Origin of the sequence: Neisseria sp. HMSC068C04 (assembly GCF_001810105.1) — a bacterium.
Lineage (GTDB): Bacteria > Pseudomonadota > Gammaproteobacteria > Burkholderiales > Neisseriaceae > Neisseria > Neisseria flavescens_B.
In genome coordinates this window covers 136,467-156,997 of record NZ_KV799980.1, presented here as the reverse complement: position 1 = coordinate 156,997, position 20,531 = coordinate 136,467, and the positions used below count along the sequence as shown (strand labels likewise).

The 20,531-nt window shown below is 53.8% G+C and carries 14 protein-coding genes and 2 pseudogenes; 3 read left to right on the top strand and 13 right to left on the bottom strand.

Annotation, left to right across the window (positions count from 1 at the left end; all coding sequences use genetic code 11):
• Positions 1-323 (top strand): annotated as a pseudogene (locus tag HMPREF2700_RS08755) (valine--pyruvate transaminase); the annotation flags it as partial.
• Between the two features lie 68 nt (positions 324-391).
• Here HMPREF2700_RS08755 and HMPREF2700_RS08750 read toward each other — a convergent pair.
• From HMPREF2700_RS08750 to HMPREF2700_RS08720, 7 genes are all read right to left on the bottom strand, one after another.
• Positions 392-1,150: an iron ABC transporter ATP-binding protein gene (locus tag HMPREF2700_RS08750; RefSeq protein WP_049328943.1), complete on the bottom strand. Its 759-nt coding sequence runs from the start codon at positions 1,148-1,150 to the stop codon at positions 392-394.
• An 84-nt stretch (positions 1,151-1,234) separates the two neighbouring features.
• The gene (locus HMPREF2700_RS08745) at positions 1,235-1,861 is read right to left on the bottom strand and encodes an FmdE family protein (RefSeq protein ID WP_070591588.1); all 627 of its coding nucleotides are present in this window, start codon (positions 1,859-1,861) and stop codon (positions 1,235-1,237) included.
• 140 nt (positions 1,862-2,001) lie between these two features.
• Entirely contained in the window at positions 2,002-3,867 is a 1,866-nt protein-coding gene (locus HMPREF2700_RS08740) for an acyltransferase family protein (protein WP_070591587.1), read from the bottom strand.
• A gap of 142 nt (positions 3,868-4,009) precedes the next feature.
• Positions 4,010-4,981: an iron chelate uptake ABC transporter family permease subunit gene (locus HMPREF2700_RS08735; protein ID WP_070591585.1), complete on the bottom strand. Its 972-nt coding sequence runs from the start codon at positions 4,979-4,981 to the stop codon at positions 4,010-4,012.
• A complete protein-coding gene (locus HMPREF2700_RS08730; protein ID WP_070591583.1) occupies positions 4,971-5,939 on the bottom strand; it encodes an ABC transporter permease in 969 nt (322 codons plus the stop codon). The genes HMPREF2700_RS08735 and HMPREF2700_RS08730 overlap by 11 nt, the downstream gene beginning before the upstream one ends.
• Positions 5,940-6,168: 229 nt before the next feature.
• Positions 6,169-7,131 carry a siderophore ABC transporter substrate-binding protein gene (locus HMPREF2700_RS08725; protein ID WP_070591581.1) on the bottom strand — a complete coding sequence of 321 codons (963 nt, stop codon included), beginning with the start codon at positions 7,129-7,131 and terminating at the stop codon, positions 6,169-6,171.
• Positions 7,132-7,246: 115 nt separating this feature from the next.
• Entirely contained in the window at positions 7,247-9,292 is a 2,046-nt protein-coding gene (locus tag HMPREF2700_RS08720) for a TonB-dependent siderophore receptor (RefSeq protein ID WP_070591578.1), read from the bottom strand.
• 416 nt (positions 9,293-9,708) lie between these two features.
• On the opposite strand from HMPREF2700_RS08720, the gene groES reads away from it, so the two are divergent.
• A complete protein-coding gene (gene groES / locus HMPREF2700_RS08715) occupies positions 9,709-9,996 on the top strand; it encodes a co-chaperone GroES (RefSeq protein ID WP_070591577.1) in 288 nt (95 codons plus the stop codon).
• 98 nt (positions 9,997-10,094) lie between these two features.
• A complete protein-coding gene (gene groL, locus HMPREF2700_RS08710) occupies positions 10,095-11,729 on the top strand; it encodes a chaperonin GroEL (RefSeq protein ID WP_049322649.1) in 1,635 nt (544 codons plus the stop codon).
• A 296-nt stretch (positions 11,730-12,025) separates the two neighbouring features.
• Here groL and katA read toward each other — a convergent pair whose 3' ends face one another.
• The 6 genes and pseudogenes from katA to HMPREF2700_RS08680 all read right to left on the bottom strand — a co-directional run.
• Positions 12,026-13,540, bottom strand: coding sequence for a catalase KatA (katA, locus tag HMPREF2700_RS08705; RefSeq protein ID WP_070591576.1), 1,515 nt, complete (start codon positions 13,538-13,540; stop codon positions 12,026-12,028).
• Between the two features lie 298 nt (positions 13,541-13,838).
• A complete protein-coding gene (fhuB, locus tag HMPREF2700_RS08700; RefSeq protein WP_070591574.1) occupies positions 13,839-15,806 on the bottom strand; it encodes a Fe(3+)-hydroxamate ABC transporter permease FhuB in 1,968 nt (655 codons plus the stop codon).
• Positions 15,800-16,711: an ABC transporter substrate-binding protein gene (locus HMPREF2700_RS08695; protein ID WP_283129701.1), complete on the bottom strand. Its 912-nt coding sequence runs from the start codon at positions 16,709-16,711 to the stop codon at positions 15,800-15,802. The genes fhuB and HMPREF2700_RS08695 overlap by 7 nt, the downstream gene beginning before the upstream one ends.
• A gap of 150 nt (positions 16,712-16,861) precedes the next feature.
• Positions 16,862-17,626: an ABC transporter ATP-binding protein gene (locus tag HMPREF2700_RS08690; RefSeq protein ID WP_070591570.1), complete on the bottom strand. Its 765-nt coding sequence runs from the start codon at positions 17,624-17,626 to the stop codon at positions 16,862-16,864.
• 215 nt (positions 17,627-17,841) lie between these two features.
• Positions 17,842-20,064, bottom strand: coding sequence for a TonB-dependent receptor (locus HMPREF2700_RS08685; RefSeq protein WP_070591568.1), 2,223 nt, complete (start codon positions 20,062-20,064; stop codon positions 17,842-17,844).
• Between the two features lie 144 nt (positions 20,065-20,208).
• Positions 20,209-20,531, bottom strand: a pseudogene (locus tag HMPREF2700_RS08680) (valine--pyruvate transaminase); the annotation flags it as partial.

The window sequence follows — 20,531 nt, the reverse complement described above, 5'->3', positions numbered from 1 at the left end:
GTCAGCAGGCACAAACGGCGGTTTCCCTGCTCAAGCGTGAGTTGGGCGCGTATCCGTTGAAAATCCACAAGCCTGAAGGTGCGATTTTCTTGTGGCTCTGGTTTGAAAACCTGCCTGTTTCGTCGCAAACCTTGTACGAAATGCTCAAGGCCGAAGGCACGCTGATTATTCCGGGCGAGCATTTCTTTGTTGGTATTGATAGGCAAGACTATCCGCACGCACACGAGTGCATCCGTATGAGCATTGCGCAGGACGCGGAAACGCTGGAAAAAGGCATTGCCGCGATCGGTCGCGTGGTGCGCGGTTTGTACGATAAAAAATAAACGCTTTGAATAGACAAAGGCCGTCTGAAACCTGAACAATCGGGTTTCAGACGGCCTTTTTGTCGGATTTAGATATGGTGGATAACCAGTTTTTTGCCTTCGTAATCGAGGACGTTGACGTCCATATCGAATAGGGTTTTGATGTTTTCGGCGGTGAAAATATCGTTGGGCTTGCCCTGCATGGCGACTTGGCCGTTTTTCATGGCGACGACGTAATCGGCGTAGGCGGCGGCCTGGTTGATGTCATGCAGGACGACGACGGTGGTGCGTTTGTGTTCGTCGGTCAGTCGGCGCAGGATCTGCATGAGGGAACGTGCATGATACATGTCGAGGTTGTTCAGCGGTTCGTCCAGCAAAACGTAGTCGGTGCGCTGGCAGAACACCATGGCAATCATGGCGCGTTGGCGTTGGCCGCCGGAAAGTTCGGTCAGGTAGCGGTCGGCAAAATCTTGCAGGTGGAATTCGGCGAGCGCTTCTTCGACGATGGTTTTATCCGTTTCAGACGGCCTACCTTGATGGTAGGGATAGCGGCCGAACATGAGCAGGTCGCGCACGGTAATGCGGCTCATGATGCTGTTTTCTTGGGTGAGGATGGAGAGCGTGCGGGCGAGTTCGGCGGTGGGGGTGGTTTTGATGTCTTTGCCGGCGTAGCTGATGTCGCCGTGTACTAAGGGCTGTAGGCGCGCCATAAAGGAGAGGAGGGTGGACTTGCCTGCGCCGTTCGGGCCGATTAGCGCGGTAATGCCGCCTTCGGGGATGTCGAGGCTGACGTCGTTGAGGATGGGGTTGCTGCCGATGGTGTGGCTGACGTTGCGGATGGTAATCATAGACGGATTCGAGTATGGAAAACTTGGGGTTTCAGACGGCCTTTCAGCGTGAGGACGTCTGAATTTTATTCCTGTATGGAGTGGTTAGATTTCGCTGACGGTCACAAATTCGGGATTGTCGGCTTGATCGATCAGGAAGGCGCGGACACGTTCTTGCCAAAGCTCGCCGAATTGTTTGAGTTCGTCGGCACTTGCGCTGCCGCTGACGGCTTTGGGCATGATGTCGCGCATTTGCGGCGCGAAGGGTTGGAGTGCGGCGTTGAGGCTGACGGCAACGGTTTTGCCGGTATCGCGGCGGCGGAGTGCGAGTGTGCCGTTGATTTCGCCTGCACCAAAGGACAAGAGGTGGCGGCGGGCAAAGCGTCCGGCAGGGCCTACGCCGCCAAAGCCGGTTTCGGGTGCCGCGCCGGTAAGGAGTTGGACGACGGAGGCGGTAACACCGGTTGTGCCTTCGTCACGCTCGCCCTGCATGAAGGCTTCGATGTCGCCGCGTTGCGGCAGCTCTTCGCCGTAGAGGGCTTTCAGGCCTTTGATGACCATCAGGTAGGCACCGGCGACAGTCGGGCAGGAGTGGCCGCACAGGCGTACGGCATCGGCGTAGTGGTAAGTGAGGATGCCGTTTTCAGCCGCGCCAAGGAAGTTAGCCAATGCGTCTTGGACGGTAATGGTCGGGGTGTCATCGAAGAATGAAGGGAGGCGTTCTTGTGTCATGAGGGTTGTCCTTTATGGGTTTGCTTAGGCTGTCTGAAAGTTTCAGACGGCCTGAAACCTTTGCGGCATACTGTTTGCTGCGATTTGAGCGGTATTTGCATTCAGTATTGCAGCAAAGGTTTCGGACTGAAACTGCGGTGTTATTTTAGGAGTATTTGTTTGTCCTGTATAAATTTTTCCGCCAGTTTTGTCGCGCCGTGGGTGTTGAGGTGGTTGGTGTCGAAATATATCGGCAGGCCGTCTATGGTTTTGTCTGCCGGAATCGGCCCCATGATGTTGACCCAATGCACGGCAGGCCGCTGTTTGACGATGTTTTCTATGGTTTTGTCGGCTTCGGCGGAGCGGGCGATTTCTGCTTTTTTATGCTCGGAAACGTATTGCATGTCGATGCCGAGACGTTGTTTCAGGTAGTAATGGCGCAGGGGCAGTTGCGCGTTCATCGGTGTGTCGGCAAAGACGTAAACCTGTTTGCCCTGTTGAACCAAAGTGTCGAGCATTTTGCCGAAATGCTCCGTAAAACCGGGCTTGTCGGTATGCAGGAACCAACGTTGCGAGATAAAGACCACCGGATAGTTTTCGACTTTTTGTGCGATAAAGCGGTTGTAAGGGTTGCAACGGTTGGCACGGCGGTCGCTTTGCGGCAGGAGGAAACCGAAGGCAACGCCGCAACTGTTGGACGAGATAACATCGGCGGCAAAGCCTTCCTGTTTGCCCACCATATCGATAAAGGGCGTCAGGTGGGCGGCGTGGGAGTCACCCATCAGCAGGACTTTGCTGCTTTGGTTTTCCGCGCCGACAGCGCAGTCGGTTTTGGTCAAGGTATCCGCGCAGATTTTACTTTCGTCAACCGTATATAGGTTTGCCTCGTATTCGGCCGGTTTGGCAGTCAGCAGGTAGCCGGCGGCAGGAATCAGCAGGGAGAAATAAGCGGCGATGACCCCGATGAATTTCTTGGTGGTGAAATTCTTTATCCGTCGCGCTGGTGTTTCGACGAAGTAATAGGACAAAACGGACAAGCCGGACATCAGCACCACTGCCAATACAATCGCGGACATCGGCAAAGCGTTGTCCATGTAAACATAGCGCATAACGGCCAAGACCACCCAATGCCACAGATACAGCGAATAGGAAATCAAACCGATAAACACAATGGGCTTGAGGCTCAACAGTTTGGCGGCATTGAAGCCGCTTTGCGTTTGCAGGGTTTTGCCCGAGTAAATCAAGCCGCCAACCGCCGTACAGCACAGCAGTCGTTCGATATTGCCTTCGCCGGGCAACACGCCGTAAGGAAGCAGCAGCATGGCGGCAATCACCGCCATCATCGCCCAGCCGACCAAAGGCGTGCTGAAACGGTCGTTGTTTTGGGAGGGCGAAATAAAGGCAAAAAGCGCGCCGATCAGCAGCTCGTATGCGCGCACATAAGGCAGGAAATAAGGGTCCATGCCGAAGGTGGGTAAAAAGACGGACAACAGGCTCAATACAATCAGCAAAAGGATGAATTGGCGGATGTTGCGCCCTTTGCTGAATCGGAAAAAGGCAATCAGCAAAACCGGAAAAACAAAGTAAAACTGCTCTTCCAGCGATAAAGACCAAATGTGCTGCAAAGGTTTTTCCGCCGCATCGGCATCGAAATAGCCGCCACGCCGTGCAAAAAACAGGTTGGCCGAAAACAGCAACGCAAACACTGCCGATTTGACGTATTGGCGCAGGTCAAACGACAAGAAAAAGATTGCGGCGGCCAAGCTCGTACACAGCAATACGCAGGAAAAAACGGGCAAAATGCGCTTCGCGCGGCGTTTGTAGAATTCTAAAAACGAAAAACTGCCGTTTTGCATTTCGCGGCTGATGATGGTGGTGATCAGATAGCCGGACAAAAAGAAAAACATATCCACACCAAGAAAACCGCCGGGTAGCCAAGCGGCGTCAATGTGGAAAATAATGACAGCCAAGACTGCCAACGCCCGTATGCCGTCCAAGTCGGGACGGTATTTTAATGTCGTGCTCATTTTTTGTAATTTTAGTAAATCCAGTAATGTTTACTATGAGTACATGTCAGAAATTTAGTTTCATTTCAAGGATTAAATATTTTTGAAACATGGATTTCAGACGGCCTGAATTTATTTTTGCAAGCGTTTGGACACGTTTAATTTATTTCTTTTTCAACACCAAATATAAAAATACCAATCCGCCTGCAAATTCGACGACCACGCTCAATACGGCCTGCATGCCGAGGAAGTGTTCGAAGATGGTTTGTCCGCCGACCAACAGGATGCCACCGACACAAAAAGTCATGGGCAGGCGGACGGAATGTTTGACCGACGGAGAAAAATGGTTGGCCAGCGCGGCAACCAGCAGGCCGAAAAAGCTCACCGGGCCGACAACGGCAGTGGCGGTTGCAACCAATGCGGCGATCCACAACAGCAGCCATAAGGTATTGCGCGTGTAGTTGATGCCCAAATTAATGGCCTGATTGCGGCCGAGCAGGTAAACATCGAGGCGGTGGCGTTCGCGCCAGATCACGGCGGCGCTGATGAACAACACGACTGCGCCGATACCCAACAATTCCGAATGGACGGTATTGAAGGTGGCAAACATATTCGCCTGCGCCGCGGTAAATTCTTCGGGATCAATCATGCGCGAAAGCAGCGACGACAGGCTGCGGAACAAAATCCCGAAAATCACGCCGATTAAAATCATGCGCGACAAATCGCGTCCACCTTGTTTGATGAGCGTGTAGAACAATAGCAGCGAGCCGCCCATCATGACGACCAGTTCAAAGCCGAATTTGCCCGTCAACGGCAGGGAAGCATAGCCCACGCCGCCGAGCGTAAACACCAGCAAGGTCTGCAAAAACACATACAGCGAATCGAAACCCAAAATCGAAGGGGTCAGAATCGGATTGTTGGTCAGCGTTTGGAAGAGTTGCGTGGACACGCCAACCGCATAGGCAACCATCAGCAGCGCGGCAAGTTTGGTCAGGCGCAGGTGCAGGACAAAGTCCCAATCGCCTTTGACGTTGAGCGTCATAAACAGAACGCAGGAAACCAGCAACAGCGCAAAGGCGACCCACAACGGACGGCTGCTTCCTGCCATAAAACCGATATTTTTTTCAGACGGCATGAGCAGGTTTCCTTAATAAAAGCCACAAAAACAAAACCGTCCCCATCACGCCAAAAACTGTAGAGACCGGAATTTCAAACGGAAACACAATCACGCGTCCGACAATATCGCAAAGCAACACCAAAGACGCGCCCAACAAGGCCACCGCAGGCAGGCTTTGACGCAGCTTGTCGCCCATCAGGCGGCTGATGATGTTCGGCACGACTAGGCCGATAAACGGAATATTGCCGACCGTCACGACCACCAAAGACGTAATCAGCGCCACAATAATCAGCCCCGACCACAGAATCGCTGTCCGGTTCAGCCCCAAGTTCACGCTCACCGTTTCGCCCAAACCCAAAATCGTTAGCTGGTCGGCAATCAAATAGGCAAACAAAGCCAAAATCCCCGTTGCCCACAACAGCTCATACCGCCCGAGCAACACGCCGGAAAAATCGCCCTGTTGCCACACGCCGAGCATTTGCAGCATTTCGTTTTCATACGCGATAAAGGTGGCCACCGCCTCAATCACACCGCCGAAAATAATCCCGACCAAAGGCACCATCAGTTGCGCGGTCGGCGGCAGGCGGCGGATCAGCAACATAAAGACCAACATCCCGATCAGCGCGGCAACGGCGGCAACCGACATTTTTGCCAGCAGCGGCGCGGCCGGAAGCAGCAGGGTCATCAGCAGCAAACCCAAAGCCGCGCTTTGGCTTGCGCCCACCATCGACGGTTCGACAAAACGGTTGCGCATCAAAATCTGCATAATCATGCCGGCTACCGCCATCGATGCACCCGTCAGCACAATCGCAAACGTGCGCGGCAGGCGGCTGATGAACATGACTTGCTGGCTGTCGGATAGCGAAAACAGGGCGGACCATTTGAAGTCGGCCACGCCGACCGACAGGCTGACGGCAAACAATATCAGCAGCGCCACACCGTTGACCGCATTTAAAAATGAAGGTTTGTGAAACATAAAATGGTTCGGAAAAATAAGGCCGTCTGAAAGAAGGGTTAAAGTATTTTGCGAAAAAGGCAGGTTTGCCCATCATAAAAACAGATGCAAACAGGCAAAAATTGTCCATTTGCACCATGTATTTTCAGACGGCCCAAATCCAACGACTTCAGATCAAGCAGCTTGATCCTGTGAATCGTCAAACCCTTTAGGCCGTCTGAAAGAGGCGGGCGGCTATGCCCGCGCCGAATTACTTGGCCGCATTAAACGCATCGCTTACCTGTTTGGAAGCGTTCAGCAATTCTTGTGCGCCGCCGGCCGCCAGATAGGTTTCCGGCACGAGGTACACGACTTGGCCTTTTTTCCATGCAGTTGTTTCGGCAACCAAAGGATTGTCCAAAACATCTTTCGCAGCCTGACCTTCTTCACCGATGGCCGCGCCGCGGTCCAAAACAAACAGCCAATCAGGGTTTTTCTCTTTCAGGTATTCAAAGCTGATAGGCTGGCCGTGGCTGCCTTCTTTAATCGATTCATCGACAGCAGGAACGCCGATGTCTTTATGCAGCCAACCACCCAAACGGGAAGAAGGGCCGAAAGCCGACATCTTGCCACCGTTGACCAAAATCACCAAACCCTTGCCTTTGCCTTGCGCAGCAGTTTTCGCCGCTTCAAACGAAGCATCGATTTCCGTTTTCAGCTTGTCCGCTTCGGCCTGTTTGCCGAAGATTTGCCCCAGTGCGTCGATGCGCTCTTTTGAGCTTTCTTTCAGATTGGCGGTTTCGGCGGTCATCTCGATGGTCGGCGCGATCTCGTTCAACTTGTCAAACGCTTTGGCTGCACGGCTGCCGATGATGATGAGCTGCGGTTTGTAAGCGTTTAAGGCTTCGTAGTCAGGCTCAAACAGCGTGCCGGCAGGTTTCGTGGTTTTGAAATATTCATCCAAGTAGGGCAGCCGGTTTTTATCGACGGACAAACCGGTTTTTACGCCCAGTTTGTTTAAAGTGTCGAGCATACCCAAATCGTAAACGGCGATACGCTCCGGATTTTGCGGCACTTTCGCATCGCCGCGCGCGGTTTTCACCGTCAGGCTTGCACCTTCGGTTTGGGCGGCAGAAGCGGAAGCAGTTTGCGCCTGATTGGAAGCAGAATCTTTCGGTGAACACGCACCCAAAGCGAGGGCGCAGCATACGGCTAAAGCGGTCAAACGTAACATAGAGTCTCTCCGTGGTCGGAAATAAAGTAAATCGAAATGATAACTTGTATCGGATTATAAAGCTAGATGCCGTCTGAAAACTTTTGTTTTCAGACGGCTTTTTCAAGCTGATTGCTTAGAAGCGGTAGTTCACACCCAAGCGGACATCGCGACCGATACCGGGTAAGGTTTCACCGCGTTGGCTGTGCGGATAGTAGAACTTGTTAAACACGTTGTTGACGGCAAAGTTAACATTGAGCGTGTCTTTGCCTAGGGGCTTCCAGTTGGCGAACACATCGTTCACGCCGTAGCCTTTGCGTTTGACTTCACCCTTGTCGCGTACCAACACAGAGCCGGAAGCTTTTTGGAGGTAACGACCACGCCAGCCGATTTCCAAATTCGGATTTTGGAAGCGGTAGGAGAGGGAGGTTGTCCAAGTGCGGCCGGTTTGTACGGCAAATTCAGGGTTTGCACTTAACAAGTTTTCAGGGTGAGTGTCGTAGATGCGCGGTTTGCTGTGGCTTACGCCGACTTTAGCCAGCAGGCCGCCTGTGCGGTAGGATGCGCCCAATTCATAGCCATGGTTTTTGATGTAGCCCGCATTGACGATTTCGCGTACGCCTGCAATCGGATTGCCTGCGGCATCATGGCGTTGCTGCGGACCTGCGACGGCATCTTTAATTTTTTGCCAGAAGTAGCTACCGTTGGCGGCAAAGCTGCCGTTGTTGTAGTTGAAGCCGATTTCGGTATTGCGGGCACGTTCGGCTTTGGTGCCGTCTGCAATCGACGTGATGGCGTTTCTGCGTCCATGTTGACGCAGTGCATCGTAAAGACGCGGGCTGCGGGATGCGTAGTTGTGGCTGGCACTGAAACTCCAGTATTCATGCGGTTGCCAAATCACGCCGAAGCTCGGGTTGATGGTGCCGTCGGAAACGGATTTACCGTCATGGGTTTTGATGTCGAAATGGTCGTAGCGCAAGCCGCCTGTAAGGGTAAAGTCGCCGATGTCGTGGATGGCTTCAGCGTAAATACCGGCATCGCTTTTCTTCGGATTGCTCAAGGCTGAGCTGAAGAATACCGGTGGTTTGATTTCTTGATGACGGTAGTTGACGCCGTATTTGATCAATGTTTTTTCGCCAATGCGGCTGTCCAGATTGAAATTCACGCCTTTGGTTTCGATAACGGTCGTATTCGGGCCGGGCAGGTTGCCTGCATAACCGTTTTTACTGTCATCGGCCGAATAGCGTTCATTTTTCATCAGGTAGGCGTTGGCATCCAGTTTTTCAACAAAGCCCAAATTGTTCGCCGTCCATGCCAAGTTGGTGTTGGAGAGGCTGGTTTCGCGGTAGGTCGGGGCTTGGCGTTCCAAGGTCAGACGCGGGTTGTCAGTGGCGGTAAACTCTTCACGGACGGTGCGGATGCCTCGGTGTTGATCATTCATGTGGCTTAATACTAAGCGGTGGTCGCCGAAGTTTGCGCCGATTTTGGCAAGATAGCTACGCTTGTCCAGCGCGCTGAATGGTACGGTTTTGCCGCCGTTGCTGTGTGTATAGCCTTTGCCGGGTTCGTAATCTTTTTCATCGTTGCGGCTGTAAGAGAACAAGCCATCAAAGTTGCCCGCTTTGCCGAATACGCTTGCACCGTAGCTTACGCCGTCATTGCTGGCATAGCCGCTGTTGAGGCGCACACCCCAGTTTTTGTCCAAACCTTTGAGCAAGTCTTGGGCATCGACTGTTTTGGTAATAATCGCACCGTTGGTTGCGCCGATACCGGCAGATGCCGAACCTGCGCCTTTTTGTACAGAGACGATTTTAACCAGTGCAGGGTCGATGATGAAACGGCCTTGGTGATACAGCATTTGGCTGTCGGAAGAGGCGTTGTCCACCTTAATATCCACCGAGTTTTGACCCATGCCGCGCAGCGTCAGGAATTGAGATGAACCGTTGCCGCCGCCGAAGTCGATGGCAGGTTCTTCTTTTAATAATTCGCGCAAATCGGTTGCCGTGCTTTCGTCTTTTTGACGAAGAGTGACGATATTGGTTTTGATCTTGCTGCCTTGGCGGTCGCCTTTAACGGTAACGGTATCAAGTACAACATTGTCTTTGGCTTCATTTTCTGCGTGTGCAAAACCGGCCGCCAGTGTCAGTGACAGCAGGCTCAGTCGAAACAGGGGCGTATTCATTGAGAAATGTCCTTAATAAAATGACAGTAATAAAAAATAAAAGCAAATAAAGAGAAATTATCTTTAAAATATGCAATTAAGAATAATCATCATTTATAATAATGCATATAAAAGAAACAGTTGTAAAGAGTTGTATTGAATTTGTAAAGGAAGTGGATTGTTTTTAAACGAACTTTGCAGTTGGTATATCAGGACGTCTGAAAAATATGTACTCGAACATTTTTGCGTATGAAAATATTTGGAAAGACTGCATAGAAATTTTTACTTTTTCCCTTGAATTTGTCGCAAACAACCCAAATCTATCCGCCATTACGGCAGGCTTTCTACTAAGTGTGCCGCTATTTTCAAGCAAACCGTGTCTGTCATGTCCGACAGACAATTGTTTTCAATCTATTTATTTATCGGAGCATTAAGACATGACCATCCGCCCTTTACACGACCGCGTAGTCGTCAAACGCTTAGAAGCTGAAGAAAAAACCGCCTCTGGCATCGTTTTGCCGGGTGCGGCTGCTGAAAAACCCGACATGGGCGAAGTAATCGCCGTAGGTGCGGGCAAAATCGGTAAAGACGGCGCGCGCCGTCCGCTGGATGTCAAAGTCGGCGACGAAGTGATCTTCGGCAAATACAGCGGCCAAACTGTAAAAGCCGACGGCGAAGAGCTGTTGGTAATGCGTGAAGAAGACATCTTCGGTATCGTTGAATAATTGTTGAATTAAGTTTCAGAACCAAAGGCCGTCTGAATCAAACATGAAGTTTTCAGACGGCCTCGAACAGATTTTTAATATTGATTTGGAGAATTTAAATGGCAGCAAAAGACGTACAATTCGGCAATGAAGTTCGCCAAAAAATGGTAAACGGCGTCAATGTATTGGCAAACGCCGTGCGCGTAACTCTGGGCCCTAAAGGCCGCAACGTGGTACTTGACCGCGCTTTCGGCGGCCCGCACATCACTAAAGACGGTGTGTCTGTTGCAAAAGAAATCGAATTGAAAGACAAATTCGAAAACATGGGCGCGCAAATGGTGAAAGAAGTGGCGTCCAAAACCAACGACGTAGCCGGCGACGGTACCACTACTGCAACCGTATTGGCGCAATCCATCGTTGCCGAAGGCATGAAATACGTTACCGCCGGCATGAACCCGACCGACCTGAAACGCGGCATCGACAAAGCCGTTGCCGCTTTGGTCGATGAGCTGAAAAATATTGCTAAACCTTGCGACACTTCTAAAGAAATCGCTCAAGTCGGCTCTATTTCCGCCAACTCTGACGAACAAGTCGGCGCGATTATCGCCGAAGCGATGGAAAAAGTCGGCAAAGAAGGCGTGATTACCGTTGAAGACGGCAAATCTTTGGAAAACGAGCTGGACGTGGTTGAAGGTATGCAGTTCGACCGCGGCTACCTGTCCCCTTACTTCATCAACGACGCTGAAAAACAAATCGCTGCTTTGGACAATCCGTTTGTATTGTTGTTCGACAAAAAAATCAGCAACATCCGCGACCTGTTGCCTGTTTTGGAACAAGTGGCCAAAGCCAGCCGTCCGCTGTTGATTATCGCTGAAGACGTAGAAGGCGAAGCCTTGGCGACTTTGGTCGTGAACAACATCCGCGGCATCCTGAAAACCGTTGCTGTGAAAGCTCCGGGCTTCGGCGACCGTCGCAAAGCCATGTTGCAAGACATCGCCATCCTGACCGGCGGCGTGGTGATTTCCGAAGAAGTCGGCCTGTCTCTGGAAAAAGCGACTTTGGACGATTTGGGTCAAGCCAAACGCATCGAAATCGGTAAAGAAAACACCACCATCATCGACGGCTTCGGCGACGCAGCCCAAATCGAAGCGCGTGTTGCCGAAATCCGCCAACAAATCGAAACCGCAACCAGCGAATACGACAAAGAAAAACTGCAAGAGCGCGTGGCTAAATTGGCAGGCGGTGTGGCAGTGATCAAAGTCGGTGCCGCTACCGAAGTCGAAATGAAAGAGAAAAAAGATCGCGTGGAAGACGCGCTGCACGCTACCCGCGCAGCCGTTGAAGAAGGCGTGGTTGCAGGCGGCGGCGTAGCCCTGTTGCGTGCCCGTGCCGCTTTGGAAAACCTGCACACCGGCAATGCTGACCAAGATGCAGGCGTTCAAATCGTATTGCGCGCCGTTGAGTCTCCTCTGCGTCAAATCGTTGCCAATGCAGGCGGCGAACCTAGCGTGGTTGTGAACAAAGTGTTGGAAGGCAAAGGTAACTACGGTTACAACGCAGGCTCCGGCGAATACGGCGATATGATCGAAATGGGCGTACTCGACCCTGCCAAAGTAACCCGTTCTGCGCTGCAACACGCCGCATCTATTGCCGGCTTGATGCTGACCACAGACTGCATGATCGCTGAAATCCCTGAAGAAAAACCTGCTATGCCTGATATGGGCGGCATGGGTGGTATGGGCGGCATGATGTAAGGCCGTCTGAAACCTTCAGACAAAAAGCAAAACCGCACGGCAAGCAGCCGTGCGGTTTTTTATTGGCCAGTGGAGGCATGAAATGGTGTAGGGGGAGTTGTATAGAAATAAGGGTAGCCAGTTCCATTGAATCAAAAGCCATCAAATAAACTTCATCATCAAAAAAGGCCGTCTGAAACTTTATTTTGTGTTTCAGACGGCCTGCTTAATGATCTAAACCGTTACTTTTTGCTTGAACGGCTGTATCGGACAGCTTGAGACAAGAGTTCTTCAATTTCTATCCACATAATACCTCCTTACAGTAAACCAGGTTGACCTAAAGCCGGGTCGTTGGCTCGTGCCGCTTGGGCATCTTCGACAGTCAGTCCAAGGGCTTTGGCTACGCCTTCACCGTATGCCGGGTCGCAACGGTAGCAGTTGCGGATATGGCGGTATTTGATGAAGTCTGGTGCATCGCCCATGGCTGCGGCGGTGTTGTTGAACAAAGCCTGTTTCTGTGCGTCGCTCATCAGATTGAACAAAGCACGCGGTTGGCTGAAGTAGTCGTCATCGTCTTGGCGGTAGTCCCAGTGCGCTGCGTCGCCGTTGATTTTCAAAGGCGGTTCGGCAAAGTCGGGTTGTTGCTGCCATTGGCCGAAGCTGTTGGGTTCGTAGTGCGGCAGGCTGCCGTAGTTGCCGTCGGCTCGGCCTTGTCCGTCGCGCTGGTTGCTGTGAACAGGGCAACGTGGGCGGTTGACAGGGATTTGGCGGAAGTTTACGCCCAAACGGTAGCGCTGCGCATCGGCGTAATTGAACAAACGCGCTTGCAGCATTTTGTCGGGGCTGGCGCCGATACCGGGAACGAGGTTGCTCGGTGCGAAGGCGGATTGTTCCACATCGGCGAAGAAGTTTTCGGGATTGCGGTTTAACTCATATTCGCCCACTTCAATCAGCGGATAGTCTTTTTTCGGCCAAACTTTGGTCAGGTCGAAGGGATGATACGGCACTTTTTCTGCGTCTGCTTCAGGCATGACTTGGATGTACATCGTCCATTTCGGGAACTCGCCGCGTTCGATGGCTTCGTACAGGTCGCGCTGGTGGCTTTCGCGGTCGTCGGCGATGATTTTTGCGGCTTCTTCGTTGGTCAGGTTTTTAATCCCTTGCTGGCTGCGGAAATGGAATTTTACCCAAAAACGCTCGTCCGCTTCGTTCCAGAAGCTGTATGTATGCGAACCGAAGCCGTGCATATGGCGGTAGCTGGCAGGGATGCCGCGGTCGCTCATGACGATGGTGACTTGGTGCAGGGCTTCGGGCAGCAGCGTCCAGAAGTCCCAGTTGTTCGTGGCGGAGCGCATATTGGTGCGCGGGTCGCGTTTGACGGCTTTGTTCAGGTCGGGGAATTTACGCGGGTCGCGCAGGAAGAACACGGGCGTGTTGTTGCCGACCATATCCCAGTTGCCTTCTTCGGTATAGAACTTCAACGCAAAGCCGCGGATGTCGCGCTCCGCATCGGCTGCGCCGCGCTCGCCCGCTACGGTGGTGAAACGGGCGAACATCTCGGTTTTCTTGCCGACTTCGCTGAAGATTTTGGCACGGGTGTATTTCGTGATGTCACGTGTCACGGTAAACGTACCGAACGCGCCCGAACCTTTGGCATGCATACGGCGTTCGGGTATGACTTCGCGCACGAAGTCGGCGAGTTTTTCATTCAGCCACAAATCCTGCGCCAGCAGAGGGCCGCGTGGGCCTGCGGTCAGGCTGTTTTGATTGTCGGCAACGGGTGCGCCGTTGTTCATGGTCAGGTGGGTTACGGGACATTTAGAGACGGTCATGATGATTTCCTTTGTGAAATGGTCAGTGGTTTATAAAACGATTTGCCGGAAGGCATATTCGTAGCCGGTTTCTTGATTCTCATAAATTTCTTGTATCGACATTTGTTTTTCATTTTGCTTAAACTATGAAAAGAACTATACAGAAAGGTTTTGACTATTGGAACTATGACTTCAATTTAATATTGTTATTATTAATTGAGATTTTATTTTTGTTAGATTTTTATTATCGAATAAACATGTTAAACAAAAAGGCCGTCTGAAACTGTTTTCAGACGACCTTTTTGTATCTCCGTTCGCATTAAAGCTTGCGCATCATCATCATGAAATATGCGCCGCCTATGAGCGTAGCCATCATTCCGGCGGGGACTTCGTAAGGGAACATTACCTGCCTGCCCAGCCAGTCGGCCGTCATCATAACCGATGCGCCGATGAGTGCGGCGGCGGCAAGTTGCTGTTTGGGCAGGCGTGCGCCGAGCATACGGGCCAGATGCGGCGCAAGCAGTCCGACGAAGCTCAAGGGGCCGATAAGCAGTGTGGATAAGGCGGTTAACGCTGCGCTTAAGACGATCAGCACCAGCCGTGCGAGGGGGATGTTGATGCCGACGGAGCGGGCGATTGTTGCGTTCAGGCTGAGCAGTCCGAGCCAGCGTTGCAGCGTGAGGATGAGGAGGAGCGAGGCAGCGGCGAGGAGGCCGACGGTAAGGGCGGATTCGGGCGTTGCCTGATAAGTTGAACCTGACATCCACAATAAAAGCAGTTGTACGCGGAAATCGCCGGTTGCCATCCAAATGCGGATGGCGGCATCGGCGAGTGCGGCCAGCGCCATGCCGGTAAGCAGGATTTTTTCGGGAGTAAATCCGTTTTTGCGGTTGAACAGCATCAACAGCCCCAAGGATACGAGAGCGGAAACGATACCTGTCAGCCAAAACCAGCCGCTGCCCGAGGTAATGCCGAACAGCATCACTACCGACATCGCGCCGAATGCCGTTCCAGAGCTGATGCCCAAGAGTTCGGGTCCCGCCATCGGGTTTTGCGTCAGCCTTTGCAGTATGACGCCGGTCAACGCGAGCATGGTGCCGGTGGCGGCGGCGAGCAGCACGCGCGGGTAGCGGAATACGAAATATTCCGGATCTATGGTCAGGCGCAGGGTTTCGTCATAGCGTCCGACCGTAAACGCCAATACCGATACGGCGACGGCGATAAGCAGCAGAAAACGCAAGAGGTGCGGGACGTGCGGCGCGGCGGTTGAAATATCGGAGGTCGTCTGAAACGAAGGACGCGGAGGTGCTTTCGCCGTCAGCCACAACAAAAGCGGCGCGCCGACGAGGGCAGTTACAGCGCCGGCGGGCAGATCGGTGCCGCGGTAGTGTTTCAGCAGCATCAGGCCGTTGTCCGTCAGCATCAAAAGCAGTGCGCCGACGATGAAGGAACAAATCAGGCGCATGGACAGCGTGCGTACGCCCATTTGCCGCACCAGCGTCGCCGCCGCCAATCCGACAAAGCCCATCATGCCGACAAAGCCGACCACGCCCGCACTCAAAAATGCAGCAACCGCCAAAGACAGCAGGCGGATTTTCTTCACCGGTATGCCTGCCGATTCCGCCTGTGTGTCGCCCAAGCTCATGATGTTTAACGGTTTGATTAAAAAGGCGGTAAGTATGGCGGCAACGGCAATCCGCCACAAAAGCCCCAACGTATCGCGCCAACTGTCCTGCACCAGGGAGCCGCTGCCCCACTGCATCACGCCGCGCGTCTCTTCGCTGAAAAACAGCATCACGATACCGGTGAGGGAACCCAGATACAGGCTGACCACCAAACCTGCCAGCACGACGCTGAGCGGTTGCAGGGCGCGCTGTGCCGACAGCCGCAATACCGCGCCCAAAGCCGCCGCTGCGCCGGCAAACGCCACGGCGGACGTGCCGTAGGCAAGGAAAGAAGGGGCGAACACGGTCGCCGCCACCAAAGCCGCCTGCGCGCCGCTGCTGACTGCCAGCGTACTGTCGGATGCGAGCGGATTGCGCATCAACTGCTGCATCAGCATGGTCGCCATCGCCGTACTGCCGCCCGCGAGCAACGCCATCGCCATGCGGGGCAGGGTGTTGTTCTGCACCATCAGCGCATCCAAAGGCAGGCTGTCGGGATGGTCAAACAGCCGCAGCCACGGCAGCGTCCATTCCAGCTTCAATATCCAAAACGCCGTCAGCGCGCACGATATTGCCAACGCGGCGGCAAGGATAGGCAGGGGTCGTCTGAAAATCTTTACCATGCGGCTTCCTTTTGTGCGGACGGGTTTTCAGACGACATCGAACGCATCAGTTGCAAAGTGAAACGCTGCATGGACGGCAGTGCGCCGTAGCTCCACGACGGCTCGAAGATGCGGCGGTTTGCAGGGCGGCAGAACGGCAGGCGTTGCCAAAGCGCGCTTTTTTCGAGCGTTGCACGTGTATTTTGAGGATGCGGTTTGACGATGATTAGCAGCGTGTCCGGCGGCAGCTTTGCCAAATCTAAAAGCGTGATGTTTTCGAAACCCCATTCGTTGCTTTTGCCCGTCCAGGCATTGTTCAGCCCCAATTTGTCGAACACGGCCTGAAACAGCGAAGTCTTGCCGTAAATCCGCAAATGCCGCCCGTCGACAAACTGCACCACCGCAAACGGACGGCCGCGATATGCCGAAAGCGCGGGTTTGGCGCGGGCAAACAGGTTTTCCGTACCGGCAATCAGCTTTTCGGCAGCGGCAGGGTCGCCAATGATTTTACCCAGCCTGCGCGTGGCTTCGACCGTGTGGGCATATTCGATGCCTTTTGCCGTGCCGAAATCCACTTCGCGTACCGGGGCGATTTTTTCAAACTGGGACTTGGCGGCGGCATACCAGGAAGATTGCACGAAAAAATCAGGCTTTATCTGATACAGCCGCTCCAAATTCGGCTGGAAGCGCAGCCCCGCTTCCTTGACGGCAGCGGGCAGCGGCGGATGGTTCACCCAGGTATCGTACACGCGGCGGTCGGCAACGCTGACGGGCGGATGCCCCATCGCCGTCAGTGTTTCGGCGACCGTCCAGTCCGAAGTCGCCACGCGCGGTGCGGCGGGTGCAGGCAGGGAAAACAGGAGGGCAGCGGTAAAAAACAGCCGTGCGGCAAAGCGGGGAATGTCGTCTGAAAAGCGGTGGGACATGAGCTTGGAAGGTCTTTCGGTTTTTGAATAAAGGGTCGTCTGAAACATATCGGATACAGGTATTCCACAATGGTCTGCGATGTCATCCGGTTTGGATTCGGGCGGCGGATTTTATGGTCGGAACTTATGCGGCGGGACGGTTTGCCTGTGTTAAGGCAATGCCACGGGGTGGCCGTTTTCAGGATGGGCGATGATGTTCATATCGACGCTGTAAATGTCTTTCAACACTTCTGCGGTCATAATGTCGGCGGGTTTGCCCGTTTTTAATAGCCGTCCCTGTTTGAGCGCGACCAGTTCATCGCAATACTGCGCCGCCAGATTAATGTCGTGGATGACGATGATGACGCCCAAACCCAAATTGCGAGACAGCTTGCGCACCAGTGCCATCACGTCGATTTGGTGGGCGATGTCCAAAGCGGCAAGCGGTTCGTCCAGCAGCAAAAAGCGGCTTTGCTGCGCCAGGCACATCGCCAGCCAGACGCGCGAACGTTCGCCGCCCGACAGCGTATCGACGATTTGATCGGCAAATTTTTCCGTATGCGTCAGCTGCAACGCCTGTTCCACCGCCTGTCTGTCCGCATCGTTCGTGCGCCCTAAAAGCCCGCTCCAGGCATAACGCCCCATCATAACCAGCTCGCGCGCGGTCAGCGCGGTAGCGGCGGGCAGTTGCTGCGGAAGATAGGCGACTTCTTTGGCGTATGCGCGGGCGGAATAGGCGCGTATTTCTTTGTTGTTCAGCAATATCCTGCCGCCTGTGGGTTCATGCTGGCGGGTGAGCAGTTTCAACAGCGTGGACTTGCCCGAGCCGTTATGACCGATGAGGCCGTACACGCGGTTAGGGGAAAAGTTGACGCTGATGTCGTACAGCAGCGAGCGGCCGGGTATGGCGAAGGTGGCGTTTTGGATTTGGAACACGTTTCAGACGACCTTTTAGTGGGTTTGACGTTATTCGGAGAAAGCGGCGGCGCAGTAAAATCCATTGCCCGTTGTCGGTGCCGATGCCGCAAAGGCGGAGTTTTACGGCGGTTATCCGAAAGCGTAGGGCAAAGTCGGACGCCCCAGGCTCCAAGGTCGTCTGAAAACGTTTCAGACGACCTTTGGACCGTTGGAGGTCGTTCGCCGCCCGTCCCTTAAAAATCGACAGAAGCCGACAGGGTGAAGCTGCGCGGTGCGCCGGCGTTCAAGTAGCCGTTGTTAGGGTATCCGCCGACGGATGCCCAGTATTTCTTGTTGGCAACATTATCGAGGCGGGCACGGAAGGTGGCTTCGTGCCTGCCGATTTGAGTGTGGTAGCGCGCGCCGATGTCGAAGCGCGTCCAGCCGCCGACTTTAAGCGTATTGGCTGCATCGGCGTAGGAAGAACCGGTGTAAACCATGCGTCCGTCAAATGCCAAACCCTGCACTTTCGGCACTTCCCATTCCAAGCCGATGTTGGCTTGGGTTTTAGCCGCGCCGATGGTGCGTTTGCCGTCAGTTGAAGATGGGCCGGTAGATTTCTGCTTGGCATCGAGCAGGGTAATGCCGCCCAAGAGCCTCACACCTTGTGCGACTTCCCCGTAAACGGTGATTTCCGCGCCCCGGTGGCGGTCTTTGCCTTCGGAGGTGAAGCGGGCGGTGTTGTCGCTTTCGGCAACGTAAAGCGAACGCGGTTTGTCGGTGTGGAACAGGGCCAATCCCGCGCCGAAGCCGTTGGCTTCAAATTTCGTGCCGATTTCTTTTTGTTTGGAAACATAGGGTTTGAGCGATTCGCCGGTATTGCTGACGGCGTAGACCCGGCCGTTGATGGAGGCAGTCGAGCCTGCAGTCGCGCCTTGTCCCAGGCTTTCGATGTAGTTGCCGTACACCGACCAATTCGGCGTGATGCGGTACACTGCGCCGGCGGCGGGACTGAGGCGCGATTTTTTGTAATTTTCGGTTTGTGCGCCCGTATTATAGGCGTAAGCCTTGTTATGCACCTGCTGCCAGCGCGCCCCGAGCATGAATTGCAGGCGTTTGTCCCAAAGGCTGAAGGTGTCGCCCAAGGCGAAGCTGGTCAGACGTGTTTTGCCGGTAACGGCAGGATTGCCCATGTCGTTGCCCGAATACAGCGGGTCGGCGGCTGCGGGTTGCGGATAGCGGGACGGGTTGTAGAGGTTGGTCGTATATTGGTTGCCCCAATCCATGATGTAAGCGTTTTTGCGCGAGGATTGGAACCGGTTGGCGGCGGCGGTCCATTCGTGCTCTACCGCGCCCGTATTGAATTTGCCGCGCAAACCGATTTCGCCCGTGTCGATTTTATCCTTACGCGCGTTGTCGAAGCGGTAAATCGATCCGTCGCCGTTGACATTGCCGACAGTCAGGTTTGCCAGAGAATTGTTTTCCTTGCTGCGGCGGAAGCCGTAGGCGGCGTAGGCAGTCAGGTTGTCGTTGAAATCGTATTCGCCGCGCATGGTGCCGAACCAGTCGCGCTCGTTGGAATACGTCCACGGCTGCGCCCAGTTGGACGAGGCATCAGGCGCGGCCGGCACGGCGGTCAGGCCTGACAGGGTAACATTGGTACGCGTGGCTTTGAGCTTGTTGTCCTGCCAGCCCAAATCGGCGGACAGGCGGGCATTTTCATTGCGCCAGTCTAGGCCGACATTGACCAGGCTGAGTTTGGACTTTTCGTCGTCTATTGCGGTTTTGCCGTTATGGTGCGCCGCATTGACGCGCACGCCGAATTCCTGATTTTGTCCGAAACGGCGCGCCACGTCCGCCGCCAAACCACCGCGTTTTCCCGCGCCGTAATTGGCAGTCAGCCGGTTCAATCCTTCATTGGGCGCGCGTTTGGGCAATACGGATACCGTGCCGCCGATATTGTTGCTGCCCGGCGCCATGCCGTTTAAGAAGGCGGATGCGCCGCGCTGGACTTCCACGCGTTCGAAAAGCTCAGTGGCGATGTATTGGCGCGGCAGGATGCCGTAAAGGCCGTTGTACATGGTATCGTCCGATTCGGCGGCAAAGCCGCGTATGAAATACGATTCCTGAAAATTGCCGTAACCGCGCGCAACGCGGACGGTCGGGTCGTTTTGCAGTACGTCGCCGACGCTGCGCGCATGTTTGTCCTGAATCAGCCTATTGGTGTAAGCAGTATTGGAGAACGGCGATTCTAGGTTTTTTTTATTGCCCAAAATACCCACGCGGCTGCCGCGCGCCACCTGTCCGCCTTTAAATGCAGGAATCAAACCGCCCTTGGATGCGTCCGCGCTGGCGGTTACGGTGATGGTTTCGAGTTCGTCGATTTCTCGGGCTTGGGGTTCGTCTGAGGCAAATGCCGCCGAAACGGCAAGGAGGGAGAGGCTGAGGATGCTGAGTCTGGAAGCGGGCTTAGTCATTTGTATTTTCTTTCAAAAGTCGATCGTAACGGTTAATTTTAAAGGAAAATTAATTTCATTTCAAAAAAAATAAATAAATGATAAAAGGTCGTCTGAAACTGTTTTCAGACGACCTTTTGACTGAATGGCTATCAACTTTACCGTTTACGCCGCATCGTACAAACCGCGCACCACCTTGCCGATGGCGGCGATGCCTTTTTCCAGCGTTTCCGCGTCCTGCGCAATACTCATGCGGATGCACTCGTGCGCGTGCGGATAGTCTCGCGTATCGATGCCGACAAAGAAATGCTCGCCCGGAATAATCAGCGTACCTTCCGCCTTGAGCATTTCGTACAAGGTTTGCGATGAAACAGGCAGGTTTTCAAACCAAAGCCACAAGAAAATCGCACCTTCGGGCTTGTGGATTTTCAACGGATACGCACCCAATTCGCGTTTGAGCAGGGAAACCGCCGTTTGTGCCTGCTGAC

Bases quoted from the DNA above. Each gene is read 5' to 3' on its own strand.
- HMPREF2700_RS08750 (WP_049328943.1), bottom strand. From the start codon at position 1,150: ATGATTACCATCCGCAACGTCAGCCACACCATCGGCAGCAACCCCATC.
- HMPREF2700_RS08745 (WP_070591588.1), bottom strand. From the start codon at position 1,861: ATGACACAAGAACGCCTCCCTTCATTCTTCGATGACACCCCGACCATT.
- HMPREF2700_RS08740 (WP_070591587.1), bottom strand. From the start codon at position 3,867: ATGAGCACGACATTAAAATACCGTCCCGACTTGGACGGCATACGGGCG.
- HMPREF2700_RS08735 (WP_070591585.1), bottom strand. From the start codon at position 4,981: ATGCCGTCTGAAAAAAATATCGGTTTTATGGCAGGAAGCAGCCGTCCG.
- HMPREF2700_RS08730 (WP_070591583.1), bottom strand. From the start codon at position 5,939: ATGTTTCACAAACCTTCATTTTTAAATGCGGTCAACGGTGTGGCGCTG.
- HMPREF2700_RS08725 (WP_070591581.1), bottom strand. From the start codon at position 7,131: ATGTTACGTTTGACCGCTTTAGCCGTATGCTGCGCCCTCGCTTTGGGT.
- HMPREF2700_RS08720 (WP_070591578.1), bottom strand. From the start codon at position 9,292: ATGAATACGCCCCTGTTTCGACTGAGCCTGCTGTCACTGACACTGGCG.
- groES (WP_070591577.1), top strand. From the start codon at position 9,709: ATGACCATCCGCCCTTTACACGACCGCGTAGTCGTCAAACGCTTAGAA.
- groL (WP_049322649.1), top strand. From the start codon at position 10,095: ATGGCAGCAAAAGACGTACAATTCGGCAATGAAGTTCGCCAAAAAATG.
- katA (WP_070591576.1), bottom strand. From the start codon at position 13,540: ATGACCGTCTCTAAATGTCCCGTAACCCACCTGACCATGAACAACGGC.
- fhuB (WP_070591574.1), bottom strand. From the start codon at position 15,806: ATGGTAAAGATTTTCAGACGACCCCTGCCTATCCTTGCCGCCGCGTTG.
- HMPREF2700_RS08695 (WP_283129701.1), bottom strand. From the start codon at position 16,711: ATGTCCCACCGCTTTTCAGACGACATTCCCCGCTTTGCCGCACGGCTG.
- HMPREF2700_RS08685 (WP_070591568.1), bottom strand. From the start codon at position 20,064: ATGACTAAGCCCGCTTCCAGACTCAGCATCCTCAGCCTCTCCCTCCTT.